We start from the raw sequence: 14,308 nt of genomic DNA on the forward strand, positions 1-14,308 counted from the left end.
ACCTTCTACACCGTGATTCACGCTCGTGAACACATCGCAGGGCCGATATAGCTCAGTTGGTAGAGCAGCGCATTCGTAATGCGAAGGTCGTAGGTTCGACTCCTATTATCGGCACCATTTCAACTTCCTCAAACGTCCGTATCAGTCCATAACCTTCCAGTAGAATCCGGTATTTTTCTTCTCTTCAGAGCATTAAATCAGCTAGTAACTTAGGTTTATTCTTGCAGATTTAGTAGTTTATTTGATGCGATATTCCTGGCTATTATCAGTTCTTCATTTTGTACTCGCGAGGGATCGTAAATTGCAAATTTGCATGATGGACTATGGCCGTCTTTCGTCTGACGGAAAAAGCGTTAAATTAAATTGCTATGGCGTCGGCTCATTTGATGTGCTGTCTGGAATAGATAAATACATTAACAACCCAAATTGTTCCGATATCGAAAAGGCAGCCATTCCTCCTGGAACCTATTGGATTGTTGATCGGCCAACAGGGAGCATCGCCAATCAGCTCCGGGCAGAAGCCATCGATCTCATTCACTTGTATAAGAATCATCACTCACAATGGTTTGGGTTATATAACGCTCAGACAATGAGTGATCATGTTTATGTCAATGGTGCCCGCCGTGGTAGTTTTCGCCTTCATCCACTGAATACTGATGGGAGTGGCGTGTCGTGGGGATGTGTAACGCTCTATAACGCATCACAATTCCAGATCCTTCGTGATGCCTTGTTGCGTAGACAAAAGGTTAGAGTGCCGGGAGGCAAAGGACTGATGGCCTACGGTCGTCTGGATGTTCGCGGTATCCCGGATTTCAGTAAATGTGGTGTGAGATGAAAATTATCGTATTTATTGTTGTGCTGATTGCTGTGCTCCTTCTGCTCCCTGATCGTTGGGTTGGCGATATTTTTATGCGCCATATCTCTATTGCGGGTGACGGCGAAGAAGCGATGAATGATTATGAGTTCACTCTGTTGCTTATCAAACTTGGTTTCTCTGTCGCGATTGCTGCTCTGGCGCTATGGGGTTACCGCTTATTCAAACGTTGAGGAAATCTGGAATAACCCCGTGCCCGTAGACAACTCTGCCTGCATGTTAATTCGTACGGGCATCCGCCTCTTGCTCAGGCAGCAATTCGTCGCGTTTTTCTGCCCATTTCAGCATCGCGTCCAGCGCCGGACACAGCGCTTGTCCCCATTCGGTTAAGCGGTACTCCACTTTGGGCGGCACCTGAGGGTAAAGTTTGCGTGAAACAATGCCATCGGCTTCGAGCTGCCGCAGTTGCTGCGCCAGCATCTTCTGCGAAATGCCGGGGATCAGTTTTTCAAAATCGGAGTAGCGCTGGACTTTGCCATCAAACAGGTGGAACAGGATGATGAGTTTCCATCGTCCTTCCAGCAATCTTATTACTTTTTCCACGCCGAGCGCCGCGCTGGCTGGGGTGTATAACTGTTCCATAGGTATGTCACTTACTTTTTCGTGCGTTCTTGAAAAAGAGAAAGTCTATGTGGAAAACTCCCGTACAACAACCATACGGAGATAGTGCAATGGCTCTTCACATAGATCTTAGCGGTAAACGGGTGCTGGTAAGCGGTGGAACGCAAGGCGTGGGCGCAGCGGTGGTATCGACGCTGACAGCAGCAGGGGCGCGGGTGCTGGCCGCGGCGCGATCGATCCCTGCCGATAAAACAGAAAGCGCACTGTATGTCGCCGCAGATCTGACGACGGCGCAAGGCTGCGAAACCGTCGCGCAGGCCGTGGAGCAGCAACTCGGTGGCATTGACATCATTGTTAATGTGCTTGGCGGCTCAAGCGCGCCAGCCGGTGGCTTTGCGGCATTAAACGATGATGAATGGACGCAAGCTCTCAACCAGAATCTGATGCCCGCCGTGCGCCTCGATCGCGCGCTGTTGCCCCTGATGCTGAAGCAAAAATCGGGCGTGATTATTCATGTCACCTCCATTCAACACACCCTACCGCTGCCCGAATCCACCACGGCTTACGCTGCTGCGAAGGCCGCGCTGTCCACATACAGTAAAAGCCTGTCCAAAGAGGTGACGCCAAAAGGTGTTCGCGTCGTGCGTGTTGCGCCGGGATGGATAGAAACGCAGGCCGCCGTGCGCATGGCCCAGCGCCTGGCGGATGAAGCAGGCACAGATTATGAAGGCGGCAAGCAAATAATCATGAATAGCCTCGGCGGCATTCCGCTGGGAAGGCCGGCGAAACCGCAGGAAGTGGCAGATTTAATTGCCTTTCTCGTTTCGCCATATGCGGGCGCAATTTCCGGCACCGAATATGTTATTGACGGCGGCACCGTGCCGACAGCGTAGCTTTATTATCCGGGCGGCGCGAATTCACCGCCCGGTTTAATAGCGTTAGTGATGCAGCATCTCATCAACAACCTGGGCTTTCGTCATATTGTACGGATAATAAGTCGGCCAGTTATCCATCTCTTTTAACAGGGCTTCTTGAGATTCGTTGCCGGTGAAAATATGAAAATGCTGCGACTGACGCGGGGCGATAATATGGTCGCTGAACTGGACATATTTCGGTGCACTGGACTTCGCGTCTTTACATTCAAACAGGTAGCGCACGCCTTTTTTACCTGAAACGTAATTAAGAATTTTATATCCGGCATAATCATAACGGCAGGCGTTAACCGTTTTGCCGACGTGGAACTCAATCACGTTATTTTCAATGCCAATCAAATCGATATCCGTTGCGTAGCCCTTTTTGTAATAAGCCCGATACTCTTCCACGGATTTATCGCCTTGCTGCGCTTTTTTTTCCAGCACCGGATCTAAATCGCCGCTCAGCAGATACGGGTTCACCGACTGCCAGATGCCGTCCCAGTCGGACAGCGCCCGGTCTTTTACGTCCTTATCATCAATAATGCCTTCACTCGCTTTGCGTTCCACTTCCGTCAACGGTTTGCCGTGGTGATGATCGTGCGCGACGCTCTGCGCGCTGCTCAGCAACACGCCCATCCCCAAAACAAAAGCCGATTTCTTCATGATCATTGTGTGCTCCCTGGTTGCGATTGTACTTTGTTGCGGCTGATATGTTATATCATAACAAATTCAAACGCCAGGGTCAGGTGCAACGTGCATTGCCATTTTCCCAGGCAATAACGCAGCGACTGGTGAGTCGCAGTATATTTTTCATTTATCAATAAAAAGAAAGATATATTTCACCATGTGGGTTGTGGCGTTGGTTAATATTTTACGGCTGCGCTTTGACTAATCCTAAAACCTAACCAAACTTATTACTCGAAGGCGATTGATATGACATTCACGTCGTATCAATTATTTTTGCAACGAGAATGGAGAAATAACATGGCCGAGCATAGAGGCGGTTCCGGTAATTTCGCTGAAGATCGTGAAAAAGCCTCAGAAGCAGGGCGTAAAGGTGGTCAGCACAGCGGCGGGAATTTTAAAAATGACCCCGAACGTGCATCCGAAGCCGGTAAGAAAGGCGGGGAAAATAGCCACGGTGGCAATAAAAAATAATTGCATCGTTGCTATTTTTAAGTGACCTTAAAAATTCAAGTTCCTGAACGGCAGCGAGTCGGCAACGGCTCGCTTAATTTTTATATGAGGTCTGGCGTTTAAATAACCTCTGGCTAAGTTAATCCTCATTTATTCTCTTCCGACATATTCTTATGCAAAAAAATCCCCTCAGAAACAGACTGTCGCTTCTGTCGAAAAATTTTTCTTTTTGCCGCCTGGTTTCACGGAGGAGGGTTATCTATATTTACTGAACATGCGTCAACAAAAGGAGGTTTTGTGCTGAATATCGAAAAAGATGATCCACGTGAAGCGCCTGAGTCCGGCGACAAAAAACCGCAACCGGTTAAAAAATAGTTCCAGGGCCGCTACGGCGGCCTTTTTGATGCCTCGCCATGCAATGTCTCCCTCTGTGTTACCCGCCTTTCTTTTCCACATGGCCGAGTGGCCTTTCCGGGAAGCAGTAATCCCGCACGCGGCGTTTTAACTCTGCGGCATCGGGAAAACCGCCTTCCTGCTTACGATCCCAGATAACCTTGCCATCAATATCGATAACAAAAATCCCGCCAGTACCGGGGATCAGCGTTACGGCGCCTAAATCGGTGCTAAAGGTGTGGAGCAACTCCTGCGCCATCCAACTGGCGCGCAGCATCCAGTTACATTGTGAACAATAGTGCAGCGTAATAGCCGGTTTCATGGTCATAAGCGGGTATCCAGCGTGTGTCGAAGTTAACAAAGTTTAAGTAAGTTGTTTAATTAATGAAACCATTGCAAGTGATAATAGTTATCATTATTATCCTGCCGTATACAACGAGAATTGACGGGCAGCATTTTCTGCTGTCTTTACACAATTCCTTTCTTTTTATGGAAGTAATACGTGAGCCTCATACTAATAAATTCTAAGGCTTGCATAATATGTCTACATCGCAACTTTCCCGGCTTCGCTTCAGGAAGAGCGTGCTGGTGGCTTCACTACTCGCAGCGCTGTCTCCGGCCTCCGCTATGGCGGCGGAACCCGCTACACAGCCAATGGCATCTGCGGATGCTGAGCAGGACACAGCAGAGGAAATGCTGGTCACTGCGCCCGCTCCACAATTAAAAGCAGGAAGCAGCCATTCGGTTAGCGCCGACGATTTGCAAAACAAAGGCGCAAATGATTTTGGCTCCATCATGCGTTACGAACCGCTTATCAGCGCCACCGGCGCGAGCGGCGGCTCCGGTAACGGCAAAAGCGGCTTCGACCGTGGCGGCTATACGGGTTACAACATCCGTGGGCTTGAGAGTAACCGCGTCGGCATTGATGTCGATGGCATTCCGCAGCCGGAGGCCACCGGGCGCAGCTACGCCAGCCGCGCGGGTCTGAACACCTTCGGCATGGGCCGCGATTATATCGACCCGTATATGTACGGCAGCGTGGATATCCAGGCCGGTGCCACCCCAACCGAACAGGCCAATACCTCCATTGGCGGAAATGTCTCATTCCGCCCGAAATCCGCCGATGATTACCTGCGTCCCGGCAAAGAAAGCTGGTTTGGTTACCAGAGCGATTACGACTCCAGCGATCGCAGCTGGCACAACGGTGTTACCGGTGCAGCAGGGGATGAAACCCTGCGCGGCATCTTCGTTTACAGCCGCCGCGACGGCCAGCAAACCCGCAATAACAGCGGCACAATTGATGCTTATCCGGCGAACTGGCACTCCGATGCGCTGATGGCCTCCGGCATCTGGCAGCCCAATGATGCGCACAAATTGACCGGCACAGTGGACTTCTACCACAAGACCAACCACACCCATTATGATGCCTGGGACAGCGCAGGCAGCGACATCATTGGCAAATCTGAACAGACCAGCCAGACCCGGCGCTGGGGCGTAAGCCTGAAAGATGACTGGACGCCAATGAACGACTGGCTGGACAGCGCCTCGACCAAACTTTACTACCAACACACCGAAGCCCATGACCGCACCTACATGCCGGACAGCGTCACCGGCACAATGGAAACGGTCTACTCCAACTACGACACCGACACCTGGGGCATCCAGAATGCGCTGGCAAAAACCCTGGGACGCCACGATGTAAGCGCGGGTTTCAACGCCAGTACCAGCAAAACGAAGCGTCCGTTTAACCAGTCGCCGGTGCCCAGTATTTTCACTGAAATCATGCAGCCTGAGGCCGACAGCCGCGGCTACACATTGGGTGCATTTGCGCAGGATCAGATTAATTTTGATGCCGATGGGCACCACTTCGCCATTATTCCTGGCGTGCGCGTTGTTCATCAGTCAATCAAACCGGATAATCTTTCCAGCCTGACCACCAACAGCAGCGTGCTGGATGAGTCAGAAGCGGCCGCGTTATACGGCAAAAATGCGGACACCCAGTGGCTGCCGTCGCTGACCTTCCAGTACGACATCACGCCGCGTCTGATGACGTATCTGCAATATAAACGCGGCGCGCAGTTCCCCAATGCCAGCCAGTTGTATGGCTCCTGGAACCTGGGATCAAGCTATGCGGGAAGCGCGCAATATGCGCTGATTGGCAACACGGATCTGAAAACCGAAACCAGCGATAACCTCGAATGGGGCATGAAAGGGGAGGTCACCGAAGGCGTCACCTTACGCACCGCGCTGTTCTACAACAGCTACAAAAACTTCATCGCTTACACCCGTTATCGCCGGGCAGATAACCCGGATAAGTTCGTTAACGTGCCGTCCAATATCTACACCAGCTACCAGGCAGAAAACCGCGATAAAGCCTTTATCTACGGCGGCGAAATCAGCGCCAAATTTAACGTCGGCACCTGGTTTGAACAGGTGGATGGCCTGAGCGCCACGCTGGCGTATGGCTATAGCGAAGGCAAATCCAAATCCCGTTATATGGGCGACAAATACATCGATCTCGACAGTGTCGCGCCAATGAAAGCGATTGTCGGCGTCGCCTGGGACGATCCGGCAAAACGCTACGGCACTGCGCTCACCGCAACCTTTGTGAAAGGCAAACGCGCCACCGCCACCAGCCGTGAGTCGTATCTCAATAACGGCTCGGCGATTTCTGATGCCAGCGCGAACTATATGCGCGTGCCGGGCTACGGTCTGCTGGACTGGACCGCTTACTGGCAGGTGGCGAAACACGTCAAACTCAACGGCGGTGTGTACAACATCACCGATCGCAAATATTGGGATTATCTGAATAGCCGTACTCAGGAGGAAACCACCAACCAGGATGCCTATGACAAAGCACTGGCCGTGATGCCGGGGCGCAACTGGCAGCTTGGCGTCAATGTCGATTTTTGATTAACCCGTAACGTATCTCCCCGGTGGTCGCACCGGGGATGGTCATCATAGAGGATGTGAATAATATGACTATTTCAAGTAAAGATTACGCTGCTCTTTTACAGCAATATCAGACCGTTAAAGCGCTGGATCCGGCGAAATATGCCCGCGACATTGCCAACCAACTGGCGATAAGCGAAGCGGAATTAACCCAGGCCCGGGTGGGGTACGATGCGGTACGCCTCGATGGGGCAATGCGAGATATCCTCTCAGCGCTGGAAATGGTCGGTGAAACCAAATGCATCTGCCGCAATGAGTATGCGGTGCACGAGCAAACCGGTAGCTTTACCAATCAACATATCAGCGATCGCGCCGGGCTGGTGCTGAACCCGCGCGCCCTCGATCTGCGCCTGTTTATGAGCCAGTGGGCTTCGGTTTTTCATCTGCGGGAAAGCACGCCGCGCGGCGAACGGCGCAGCATTCAATTTTTCGATCGCCAGGGCGATGCGCTGCTGAAAGTTTACGCCACCGCAGAAACGGACATGGGGATCTGGGATGAAGTGGTCGAGCGCTTTACCGCCCGACGCGAACTGGCGTTAAGCACGTCCCCAGCGGAGGTAAAACAGCATGCGCCTAAACCGGATGCCCATGCGCTGGAGCACGAGTGGCGGGCGATGACCGATGTGCATCAGTTTTTTGGCCTGCTGAAAAAACATAACGTCTCGCGCCAGCAGGCTTTCCAGTTGGTGGGCGACGATCTGGCTTGCCGGGTCGGAAACCACGCGGTGCGAAGCCTGCTGGAAACCGTCGCTAAAGAGGGCAATGAAATCATGGTGTTCGTCGGCAATCGCGGCTGTGTGCAGATCTTTACCGGCGTGCTGGAGAAGCTCTCCCCCATGAAAGACTGGCTCAACATCTTCAATGAAAAGTTCACGCTGCACTTACGCGACATCGGCATCCATGAAAGCTGGGTGACGCGCAAGCCGACCGCCGACGGCCACGTCACCAGCCTTGAGCTGTTTGCGCAAGACGGGACGCAAATTGCCCAGTTTTACGGCCAGCGCAGCGAAGGCCAGCCGGAGCAAACCCGCTGGCGGATGCAAATCGATGCGCTGGCGCAGCAGGGGAGAGTGTCATGAAAAAACTGTTACTTCTGCTGGCGGCGCTGCCGCTGGTCGCTAATGCCGTGGCGCCCAAAATCGTTACGCTCGGCGGTGATATCACGGAAATCATCTACGGGCTGGGCGCGCAGGCGCAACTGGTCGGGCGCGACAGCACCAGTACCTGGCCGGCGGAGGCGCAAAAACTGCCGGATGTCGGCTACGTCCGCCAGCTTAATGCCGAAGGTATCCTCTCGCTGCGCCCCGATGTGGTGCTGGCAAGCAACCAGGCGCAGCCGTCACTGGTGCTGGAAAAAGTGCAGGAGAACCACGTCAATGTGGTGCCGGTGCCGGGCGGGTATCAGCTTGCCGACATTGATAAAAAAGTGGCGATTATCGCCGGCGCGATCGGCAAAACGGCGGAAAGTGCCGCCCTGCGTAAAAAACTGGCGGCGGATATCGCCGCGCTACCTACGCAGCCACTGAACAAGCGGGTGCTGTTTATTCTCAGCCACGGCGGGATGGGCGCGCTGGTCGCCGGGCAAGATACCGCAGCCGATGGCGCGATCCACGCAGCCGGGTTGCACAACGCTATGCAGGGGTTTACCCATTATCGCGGCATGTCGCAGGAAGGGGTGATCGCCAGCCAACCGGATCTGGTGGTGATTTCTGCCGACGGTGTAAAAAGCTTAGGGGGAGAAGCGAATCTGTGGAAACTGCCAGGCCTTGCGCAGACGCCTGCCGGGCGCAACAAGCAGGTATTGATGGTAGACGATATGGCTTTGTTGGGGTTTGGTTTACGCACACCCCAGGCGCTGCTTGAACTGCGCAAAAAAGCCGAGCGGTTGCCCTGATGAACCGCACGGTTTCACGTACGCTCTGGGGATTACTGCTTCTGCTGCTGGTGCTGACGGCGCTGGCTACCACGCAAGGGGCAATGTCGTTGCCGCTCGCCAGCCTGTGGCATAGCGGCGATGAGATACTGCGCCAGATCTGGCTGACCATTCGCCTGCCGCGCGTGCTATTGGCGCTGCTGGTCGGCGCGGCGCTGGCTCTTTCCGGCTGTGTTATGCAGGGGCTGTTTCGCAACCCGCTCGCCGATCCGGGTTTGTTGGGCATCAGCAGCGGCGCATCGCTGGTGGTTGCCTGCTGGCTGGTGTTGCCGCTGTCGGTTCCGGCGCTGGTGGCGCAGGGCACACCGCAGCAAGTGCTTCAGCCTGACGCCATCACCCGGTGGTACGGCGCAGAAGTGCATGTCGGCACTCATCCCGGCGGCAACACCCCGCATATCTTTCTTTCGGCATAAATAATCCATGCCGGATGGCGGCTGTGAACTGCGCCTGATCCGGCCTGCAAATACTGTGCTGGCCGCTAGCCGCCGGCCCTATTTCGTGCCTGCGTATTCCCACCACAATCGATGCAGATCGTAATATTTATCCCCCGGTTGCGGGTGTCTGTGCCACGGTTTATCGATGATGTAATGGATATTCTTCACTCGCGTGAGATCCCACATTCTCGGGTGCTGAAGCGGCAGGGTTTTTAGCGCGTTATAGCCGTAATGCAGCGGTAGCCAGCGGTCGCGGAACATCTCATTGAGAAAATCCTGCTCGGCGAATACCCAGTCGGAGATATCCTCCTTCGCCGCCAGTCGCGCCATCATTTGCTGATACACCGCCTTATCGGGTATCAGCACCAGAAAACCGCCGTTCAGATAATTATCCACCGACGCGGGCGGCGAGGCGTTCATCTGCGGATCTTCGCACCAGCTGTAGTAACAATTTTCCGGCCGCCAGCTTGCCGGGTAGCGCGCAATCTGGTTGGGATTGCAGCGACAGGCATGGCATGCTGCAAGGGTGCCTTCGGCGAGCGGCAGCTCAAATACCTCATCCATGTTTTGCACCACCAGCATATCGGCATCAAGAAAGGCGACGCGCTGATACTCCGTCAGCGTCCATACCGCCAGCTTGCTCCACACTTCGGCGAAGCGTGCGTTGGCGTAACGGTGGACAAGCGCGGGATTGGGGCCAACAACCGGTACTTCACGCACCTCGCACGCCTGCGCCCGCAAATGCTGGCGCGTGGCGGCATTAATCTTTTCCGTCACCATCACCACCAGCGGCCACGGCGATCCACACTTGCGCAGCGAGCGTTGCAGCGCTTCCACGCCGGGCACATATTCCGGCTGCGTTAACAGGGTGACCCAGGCGAACGCGGCGCTCATGACATCACCTGCGCCATAAAGGTATTCAGGAACTTGCCGTCAGGGTCGAAGCGGCGGCGCACCGCCTGAAACTCTGCCCACTGCGGGTAAAGTGTCGGCCAGTCGTACAGCGTCGGGTCGAAATATTTGCCCCAGTGCGGCCTGCCGCCTTCTTCAGCCAGCAACTGTTCCGCCGCGCGTAAAAATGCCGTGCCGTCTTCAGAAAGAGAACCATCAGCAGCGTAATAGACGACAAAACCAAAAAAGCAGGTCGGCTCCTGCCAGGCCGGGCTTAACCAGGCGCTGGATGCGCCAGTGCAACGCAAAATAATCGGGTAGTGCATATGAGGTTGCGAGGCGCTGTGCCATGCTTTCATGCGCGCGATTACGGCGGGCATACGCGACATCGGAATGCCGATTTCAATATTAATCTGCGGCGTCGCGATGCCCCGGCAAAACACCTGGTAGATATCGCCGATCACATCTGAAAAATCTTTAAAACGCGTCACCGTGCGAAACGGTTTGCCGTTTTCATCCACAATCTGCGTGTCATCGCGCATCTGTTCCAGGGTCTTGTCGACCGTGGCATTCATCTGCTCGTCCGTCTCTTCCATCTCGACCAGATTGCTGTGGTTCTCATGCCACAATGTGCGCTCTTTTTCATTGGCTTCACGGGCGTTCCACGCGTGAACTTTGTTCTCATCGGGGAACCACCAGGCTTTGCTGAACGCCCACTCCTGATTCCAGGCGATAAGATCTTCCGCCAAAGTATCTGCGCTGCTGGCGCTTTTAAAACAGGTAAACAGCGTTGACGGGCGGGTACGTAATGTCACGGCGGTAATCGCCCCCAGCGTACCCAGCCCTAACTGCGCGGCGTCAAACGCCGGGTGCTGGCGGTCGATATCGTGAACCTGACCGGCAGCGTCCACCAGCCGGATAGCCAGCGCTTCGTCGGCAAGCGAACTTTGCGCCATGCCCTGACCATGTGTGCCGGTGGAGATAGCGCCCGCCAGGGTTTGCGAATCAATCACCCCCGGCGAGGCGTGCAGCATCCGGTTCATGGCGGTGAGCGTTTCAAACACCTCATGCAAAAGCGTGCCAGCGGCAAAGGTAACGCTGTCATCGGTAATATCCAGCACACCGCGCAGGCGGGAGAGATCAATAAGCGTATCGTCAGGCTCACTCAGCGCCAGCATTCTGCCCGGAGACATCCGGCTGCCCATGATGCGCACGCGCCCGGTCGCCGCGGCAATCGCCTGCTGCAACTGGGTTTCATCTTCCGGGGAAAATACCGCCTCGCCTGGGGCCAGCGTTGCATTTTTTGCCCAGTTAAGAAGTTGTGATGATTCAATCTGTTGCTGTGGAAGGCGGCGGGGAAAAAGCGCCTGCGTTGTTGTCATTGGCAACTCCTTGCTCAATTTTTATGATGATAAATCAAGCGTAGCGCATCACAGAAAAGTGTGAAGTTTGTCGCGTATTCTCACGATAATTCTCTTATGCGCAAAATAGAGCGAGATTCACGCCGGGGGCTGATATTCTTAGCGCCAAAAGACGATAGGGAGCTGACGTGGTGACAATAAAAAAACTGGCTGCGATGTTGGGCTTATCACATACCACGGTGTCCCGGGCGTTAAACGATCATCCCGCCATCAGCCAGGCGACTAAAAACAGCGTCTTACAAGCCGCCAGAGAGTACGGCTATATTCCCAATAGCGCCGCCAGAGCGCTGCGTAATGCCAGCACCGGCGCATTTGGCCTGGTTATCCCGGATATCCAGAACGACTTCTTTATTACGCTGACCAATGCCATCGCCCACCAGGCCGCCGAACACGGCTGGCAAATGATGCTGGCCATCACCGGCGATAAACCGGAAATGGAACACACCGTGCTGCGCCGTCTGCTGACCGCGCGAGTGGACGGCATTATTTTTGCCCCCACCGCCGCGCCGCTGGTCGAAACGCAGGATCTGCTCACCCGCACCAACGCCGTGCAGCTTTTGCGCCGCCACTCCAGTTTATCCGCGCCGGTGATTGCCATTGATGACCGCGCCGGTATCGCCCTTGCGGTGCAGCATTTGCGCGATCTGGGTCATCAGCGCATCGGCTATATCGGCTCGTCACAGGCGCTCAGTACCGGTGCTGAGCGGTTACGGGGCTTTTTGCATACTTTCAGCGGTGACGAGCAGACCGCGCTCAGCGACATTATCGAACTCGGCCCGCCGCAGGCGGAGTTCGGCGGCGAAGCGTTTAAACGCATTATGGCCTCGGCCAACCCGCCCAGCGCGCTGGTGCTGGGGAGCCCGCGCTATGCGATGTCGATTTTACTGGCGGCAAAAGCGCTCAATATTCGCATCCCGCAGGATTTATCGCTGGTGGCGTATGGCGATGTGGAGTGGGGCGCGTTGCTGGACGTGAAATTAACCACCATCACGCTGCCGGAAACAGAGATTGCCGATGCCTGCGTGGCGATTATCCGCCGCCTGATGCAGGCCGATGTTCCCGTGGCACCGGAAAACTTCTATGCCACCACCGACAGCCGCATTTTTTCCCCGACGCTCAGACCAGGCGATTCGACTTCCCGGCGCTAAAGGCAAAAAACCGGATGCAAGCGCGGCTTACATCCGGAATAAGGTGCCAATCATACATGCTTCGAGGAATCTATCTGAACGTTGCCAGCAATCTTTCCGCTCCACTGGTTAATAAGCCCTGATCGGAGCCAATCGCAACCATCTGGAAACCCAGCTCAATGTAGCGGCGGGTTTGCGCTTCATTATTACAGAGAATGCCGACCGCTTTGCCCGCCGCCTGCACCCGACGTCCGGTCTCTTCAATCACCCGCACCACTTCCGGGTGTAGCGGCTGGCCGATGTAGCCGAGGCTGGCGGCGAGATCGCCGGGGCCGATAAAAAAGGCATCCACACCGTCGATGGCGGCCATCGCCTCGATATTCTCCAGCGCCTGCCGCGTTTCCGGCATCACAACCAGGCAGATTTCGGCGTCGCAGGCGGTGGCGTAATTTTTAATCCGCCCAAACCCGGAAGCGCGCGGCGCACCGCAATAACCGCGCACGCCGTGCGGCGGGTAGCGCACGGCAGAAACCAGCGCTTTGGCCTGCCCGACGGTGTCCACTTGCGGCACCATCAACGTGTTTACCCCGGCGTCGAGATAGCGCTTGATGAGCGAAATATCGTGGTTGGGAATGCGCACCACAGGCTGTGACGCGCCGCCCGCTTTGCACGCCTGCAACTGAGCATAGATGCCGAGGTAGTCGCTTGGGCCATGCTCGGCATCAAGGCCGATAAAGTCATAGCCGCAGCCCGCGAGGATCTCGGTAGTAATGGCGCTGCCCAGTTGAGTCCACAATCCAAGCTGGAGTTCGCCGTTTTTCAGCGACTGTTTGAACTGATTTTTTGCAAGTTCCATAACCATCCTTACCACTGAGGAGTGGGTTGTTATTTGGCGAAGCTGACGGCAATCGATCCGATACCGCTCAATTCCGCGCTGAACACGTCGCCCGGTTTGGCCGAAATCGCCGGGCCCATCGCGCCGGTGATCACAAACTCACCCGCGCGAAGTGGCCTGCCTGCGCGTACCATCTCATCAGCAAGCCAGGCCAGCGCCTGTAATGGGTGCCCGAGGCAGTTGGTCGCCACGCCTTCGGAAACCACGTCATCGCCGCGCCAGGTCACCATCTGGCAGCGTGTGATGTCGCAATCTTTCAGATAGACCGGCTTAGTACCGAGCACCACCAGGCTTGCGGAGGTGTTGTCGGCGACAAAATCGCAGGCGTTCACATTCCAGTCGATTACCCGGCTGTCGACAATCTCAAACGCGGCCAGCAAATAGTCACAGGCGTCGATCACATCAAGCACCGTGTGTTGGCTGTGGATGAGATCTTTTTTCAGCACCACGGCGATTTCCGTTTCCACGCGCTGGTCGCTGAGCGCCCGCTGGGTGATTTCCGCGCCGTCGCTCAGCACCGTGTCGGCGTAAATAAAGCCGTGGCAGGCCTGGGAAATACCAAACTGTTGTTGCACCGCTTTGTTGGTCAGCGCCAGTTTTCGCCCGACCAGACGGCGACCGGCGTTCTGCCACTGTTGGTGGTTGTACGCCTGCACCCGGTAGGCGGTGTCGATATCGTTATCACCGACAATGTCGTGAATCGGTTTACCCGCAACGCCGATTTGCTGCGCCTTGCGTAGCAGGTCGCCCGCTTTTTGTATGTTATTTTCCACGCT

The 14,308-nt window shown here is 55.1% G+C and carries 16 protein-coding genes, 1 tRNA gene and 1 pseudogene; 11 read left to right on the forward strand and 7 right to left on the reverse strand.

Features of this window, described 5'->3' with window-relative positions; genetic code table 11:
* The first annotated feature begins 41 nt into the window (after nt 1–41).
* The 3 genes from Q5705_09205 to Q5705_09215 all read left to right on the forward strand — a co-directional run bounded on the left by Q5705_09205 (nt 42) and on the right by Q5705_09215 (nt 1,047).
* Nucleotides 42–117 (forward strand) — tRNA-Thr (locus tag Q5705_09205).
* A gap of 199 nt (nt 118–316) precedes the next feature.
* The gene (locus Q5705_09210) at nt 317–835 is read left to right on the forward strand and encodes a DUF2778 domain-containing protein (GenBank protein WLI78998.1); all 519 of its coding nucleotides are present in this window, start codon (nt 317–319) and stop codon (nt 833–835) included.
* A complete protein-coding gene (locus Q5705_09215) occupies nt 832–1,047 on the forward strand; it encodes a hypothetical protein (GenBank protein WLI78698.1) in 216 nt (71 codons plus the stop codon). Before Q5705_09210 ends, Q5705_09215 begins: the two co-directional genes overlap by 4 nt.
* 46 nt (nt 1,048–1,093) lie before the next feature.
* Here Q5705_09215 and Q5705_09220 read toward each other — a convergent pair whose 3' ends face one another.
* On the reverse strand, nt 1,094–1,456 hold the full coding sequence (locus Q5705_09220) for a helix-turn-helix domain-containing protein (GenBank protein ID WLI78699.1): 363 nt from the start codon (nt 1,454–1,456) through the stop codon (nt 1,094–1,096).
* Between the two features lie 89 nt (nt 1,457–1,545).
* Here Q5705_09220 and Q5705_09225 point away from each other — a divergent pair, with 89 nt between their 5' ends.
* Nucleotides 1,546–2,328, forward strand: a complete 783-nt coding sequence (locus Q5705_09225; protein ID WLI78700.1) for an SDR family oxidoreductase — start codon at nt 1,546–1,548, stop codon at nt 2,326–2,328.
* Nucleotides 2,329–2,373: 45 nt separating this feature from the next.
* Here Q5705_09225 and zinT read toward each other — a convergent pair whose 3' ends face one another.
* A complete protein-coding gene (zinT, locus tag Q5705_09230) occupies nt 2,374–3,018 on the reverse strand; it encodes a metal-binding protein ZinT (protein WLI78701.1) in 645 nt (214 codons plus the stop codon).
* 315 nt (nt 3,019–3,333) lie between these two features.
* On the opposite strand from zinT, the gene Q5705_09235 reads away from it, so the two are divergent.
* Nucleotides 3,334–3,507, forward strand: coding sequence for a general stress protein (locus Q5705_09235; protein WLI78999.1), 174 nt, complete (start codon nt 3,334–3,336; stop codon nt 3,505–3,507).
* Between the two features lie 276 nt (nt 3,508–3,783).
* The gene (locus Q5705_09240) at nt 3,784–3,861 is read left to right on the forward strand and encodes a hypothetical protein (protein WLI79000.1); all 78 of its coding nucleotides are present in this window, start codon (nt 3,784–3,786) and stop codon (nt 3,859–3,861) included.
* Between the two features lie 58 nt (nt 3,862–3,919).
* Here Q5705_09240 and Q5705_09245 read toward each other — a convergent pair whose 3' ends face one another.
* Nucleotides 3,920–4,207, reverse strand: a complete 288-nt coding sequence (locus Q5705_09245; GenBank protein WLI78702.1) for a SelT/SelW/SelH family protein — start codon at nt 4,205–4,207, stop codon at nt 3,920–3,922.
* Nucleotides 4,208–4,419: 212 nt separating this feature from the next.
* On the opposite strand from Q5705_09245, the gene Q5705_09250 reads away from it, so the two are divergent.
* The 4 genes and pseudogenes from Q5705_09250 (at nt 4,420) to Q5705_09265 (ending at nt 9,060) form a co-directional block, all read left to right on the forward strand.
* On the forward strand, nt 4,420–6,792 hold the full coding sequence (locus tag Q5705_09250; protein WLI78703.1) for a TonB-dependent receptor: 2,373 nt from the start codon (nt 4,420–4,422) through the stop codon (nt 6,790–6,792).
* Nucleotides 6,793–6,857: 65 nt separating this feature from the next.
* Nucleotides 6,858–7,910 (forward strand): ChuX/HutX family heme-like substrate-binding protein, encoded by a 1,053-nt coding sequence (locus Q5705_09255; protein WLI78704.1) that lies wholly within the window; start codon nt 6,858–6,860, stop codon nt 7,908–7,910.
* Nucleotides 7,907–8,725 carry a hemin ABC transporter substrate-binding protein gene (locus Q5705_09260; GenBank protein ID WLI78705.1) on the forward strand — a complete coding sequence of 273 codons (819 nt, stop codon included), beginning with the start codon at nt 7,907–7,909 and terminating at the stop codon, nt 8,723–8,725. Before Q5705_09255 ends, Q5705_09260 begins: the two co-directional genes overlap by 4 nt.
* Nucleotides 8,725–9,060: pseudogene (locus tag Q5705_09265) on the forward strand (iron chelate uptake ABC transporter family permease subunit). Before Q5705_09260 ends, Q5705_09265 begins: the two are co-directional and overlap by 1 nt.
* Nucleotides 9,061–9,255: 195 nt before the next feature.
* Here Q5705_09265 and Q5705_09270 read toward each other — a convergent pair.
* Together Q5705_09270 and Q5705_09275 are read right to left on the reverse strand one after the other, a co-directional pair.
* Nucleotides 9,256–10,092 carry a glycosyltransferase family 8 protein gene (locus Q5705_09270; GenBank protein ID WLI78706.1) on the reverse strand — a complete coding sequence of 279 codons (837 nt, stop codon included), beginning with the start codon at nt 10,090–10,092 and terminating at the stop codon, nt 9,256–9,258.
* Nucleotides 10,089–11,471, reverse strand: a complete 1,383-nt coding sequence (locus Q5705_09275; GenBank protein WLI78707.1) for a D-arabinono-1,4-lactone oxidase — start codon at nt 11,469–11,471, stop codon at nt 10,089–10,091. Before Q5705_09275 ends, Q5705_09270 begins: the two co-directional genes overlap by 4 nt.
* Nucleotides 11,472–11,638: 167 nt before the next feature.
* Here Q5705_09275 and Q5705_09280 point away from each other — a divergent pair, with 167 nt between their 5' ends.
* On the forward strand, nt 11,639–12,658 hold the full coding sequence (locus Q5705_09280) for a LacI family DNA-binding transcriptional regulator (GenBank protein WLI78708.1): 1,020 nt from the start codon (nt 11,639–11,641) through the stop codon (nt 12,656–12,658).
* 70 nt (nt 12,659–12,728) lie between these two features.
* Here the strand turns inward: Q5705_09280 and Q5705_09285 are convergent, their stop codons facing one another.
* Complete coding sequence (locus Q5705_09285; GenBank protein WLI78709.1) at nt 12,729–13,493, reverse strand: HpcH/HpaI aldolase/citrate lyase family protein; 765 nt, start codon at nt 13,491–13,493, stop codon at nt 12,729–12,731.
* A 29-nt stretch (nt 13,494–13,522) separates the two neighbouring features.
* Nucleotides 13,523–14,305, reverse strand: a complete 783-nt coding sequence (locus tag Q5705_09290) for a fumarylacetoacetate hydrolase family protein (protein ID WLI78710.1) — start codon at nt 14,303–14,305, stop codon at nt 13,523–13,525.
* Nucleotides 14,306–14,308 lie beyond the last annotated feature (3 nt).

It is taken from the genome of Kosakonia sp. H02 (assembly GCA_030704225.1).
Lineage (GTDB): Bacteria > Pseudomonadota > Gammaproteobacteria > Enterobacterales > Enterobacteriaceae > Kosakonia.

Coding starts and splice junctions, on each gene's coding strand:
- Q5705_09260 (WLI78705.1), top strand. CDS start 7,907: ATGAAAAAACTGTTACTTCTGCTGGCGGCGCTGCCGCTGGTCGCTAAT.
- Q5705_09235 (WLI78999.1), top strand. CDS start 3,334: ATGGCCGAGCATAGAGGCGGTTCCGGTAATTTCGCTGAAGATCGTGAA.
- Q5705_09215 (WLI78698.1), top strand. CDS start 832: ATGAAAATTATCGTATTTATTGTTGTGCTGATTGCTGTGCTCCTTCTG.
- Q5705_09255 (WLI78704.1), top strand. CDS start 6,858: ATGACTATTTCAAGTAAAGATTACGCTGCTCTTTTACAGCAATATCAG.
- Q5705_09285 (WLI78709.1), bottom strand. CDS start 13,493: ATGGAACTTGCAAAAAATCAGTTCAAACAGTCGCTGAAAAACGGCGAA.
- Q5705_09275 (WLI78707.1), bottom strand. CDS start 11,471: ATGACAACAACGCAGGCGCTTTTTCCCCGCCGCCTTCCACAGCAACAG.
- Q5705_09220 (WLI78699.1), bottom strand. CDS start 1,456: ATGGAACAGTTATACACCCCAGCCAGCGCGGCGCTCGGCGTGGAAAAA.
- Q5705_09225 (WLI78700.1), top strand. CDS start 1,546: ATGGCTCTTCACATAGATCTTAGCGGTAAACGGGTGCTGGTAAGCGGT.
- Q5705_09250 (WLI78703.1), top strand. CDS start 4,420: ATGTCTACATCGCAACTTTCCCGGCTTCGCTTCAGGAAGAGCGTGCTG.
- zinT (WLI78701.1), bottom strand. CDS start 3,018: ATGATCATGAAGAAATCGGCTTTTGTTTTGGGGATGGGCGTGTTGCTG.
- Q5705_09245 (WLI78702.1), bottom strand. CDS start 4,207: ATGACCATGAAACCGGCTATTACGCTGCACTATTGTTCACAATGTAAC.
- Q5705_09210 (WLI78998.1), top strand. CDS start 317: ATGGACTATGGCCGTCTTTCGTCTGACGGAAAAAGCGTTAAATTAAAT.
- Q5705_09270 (WLI78706.1), bottom strand. CDS start 10,092: ATGAGCGCCGCGTTCGCCTGGGTCACCCTGTTAACGCAGCCGGAATAT.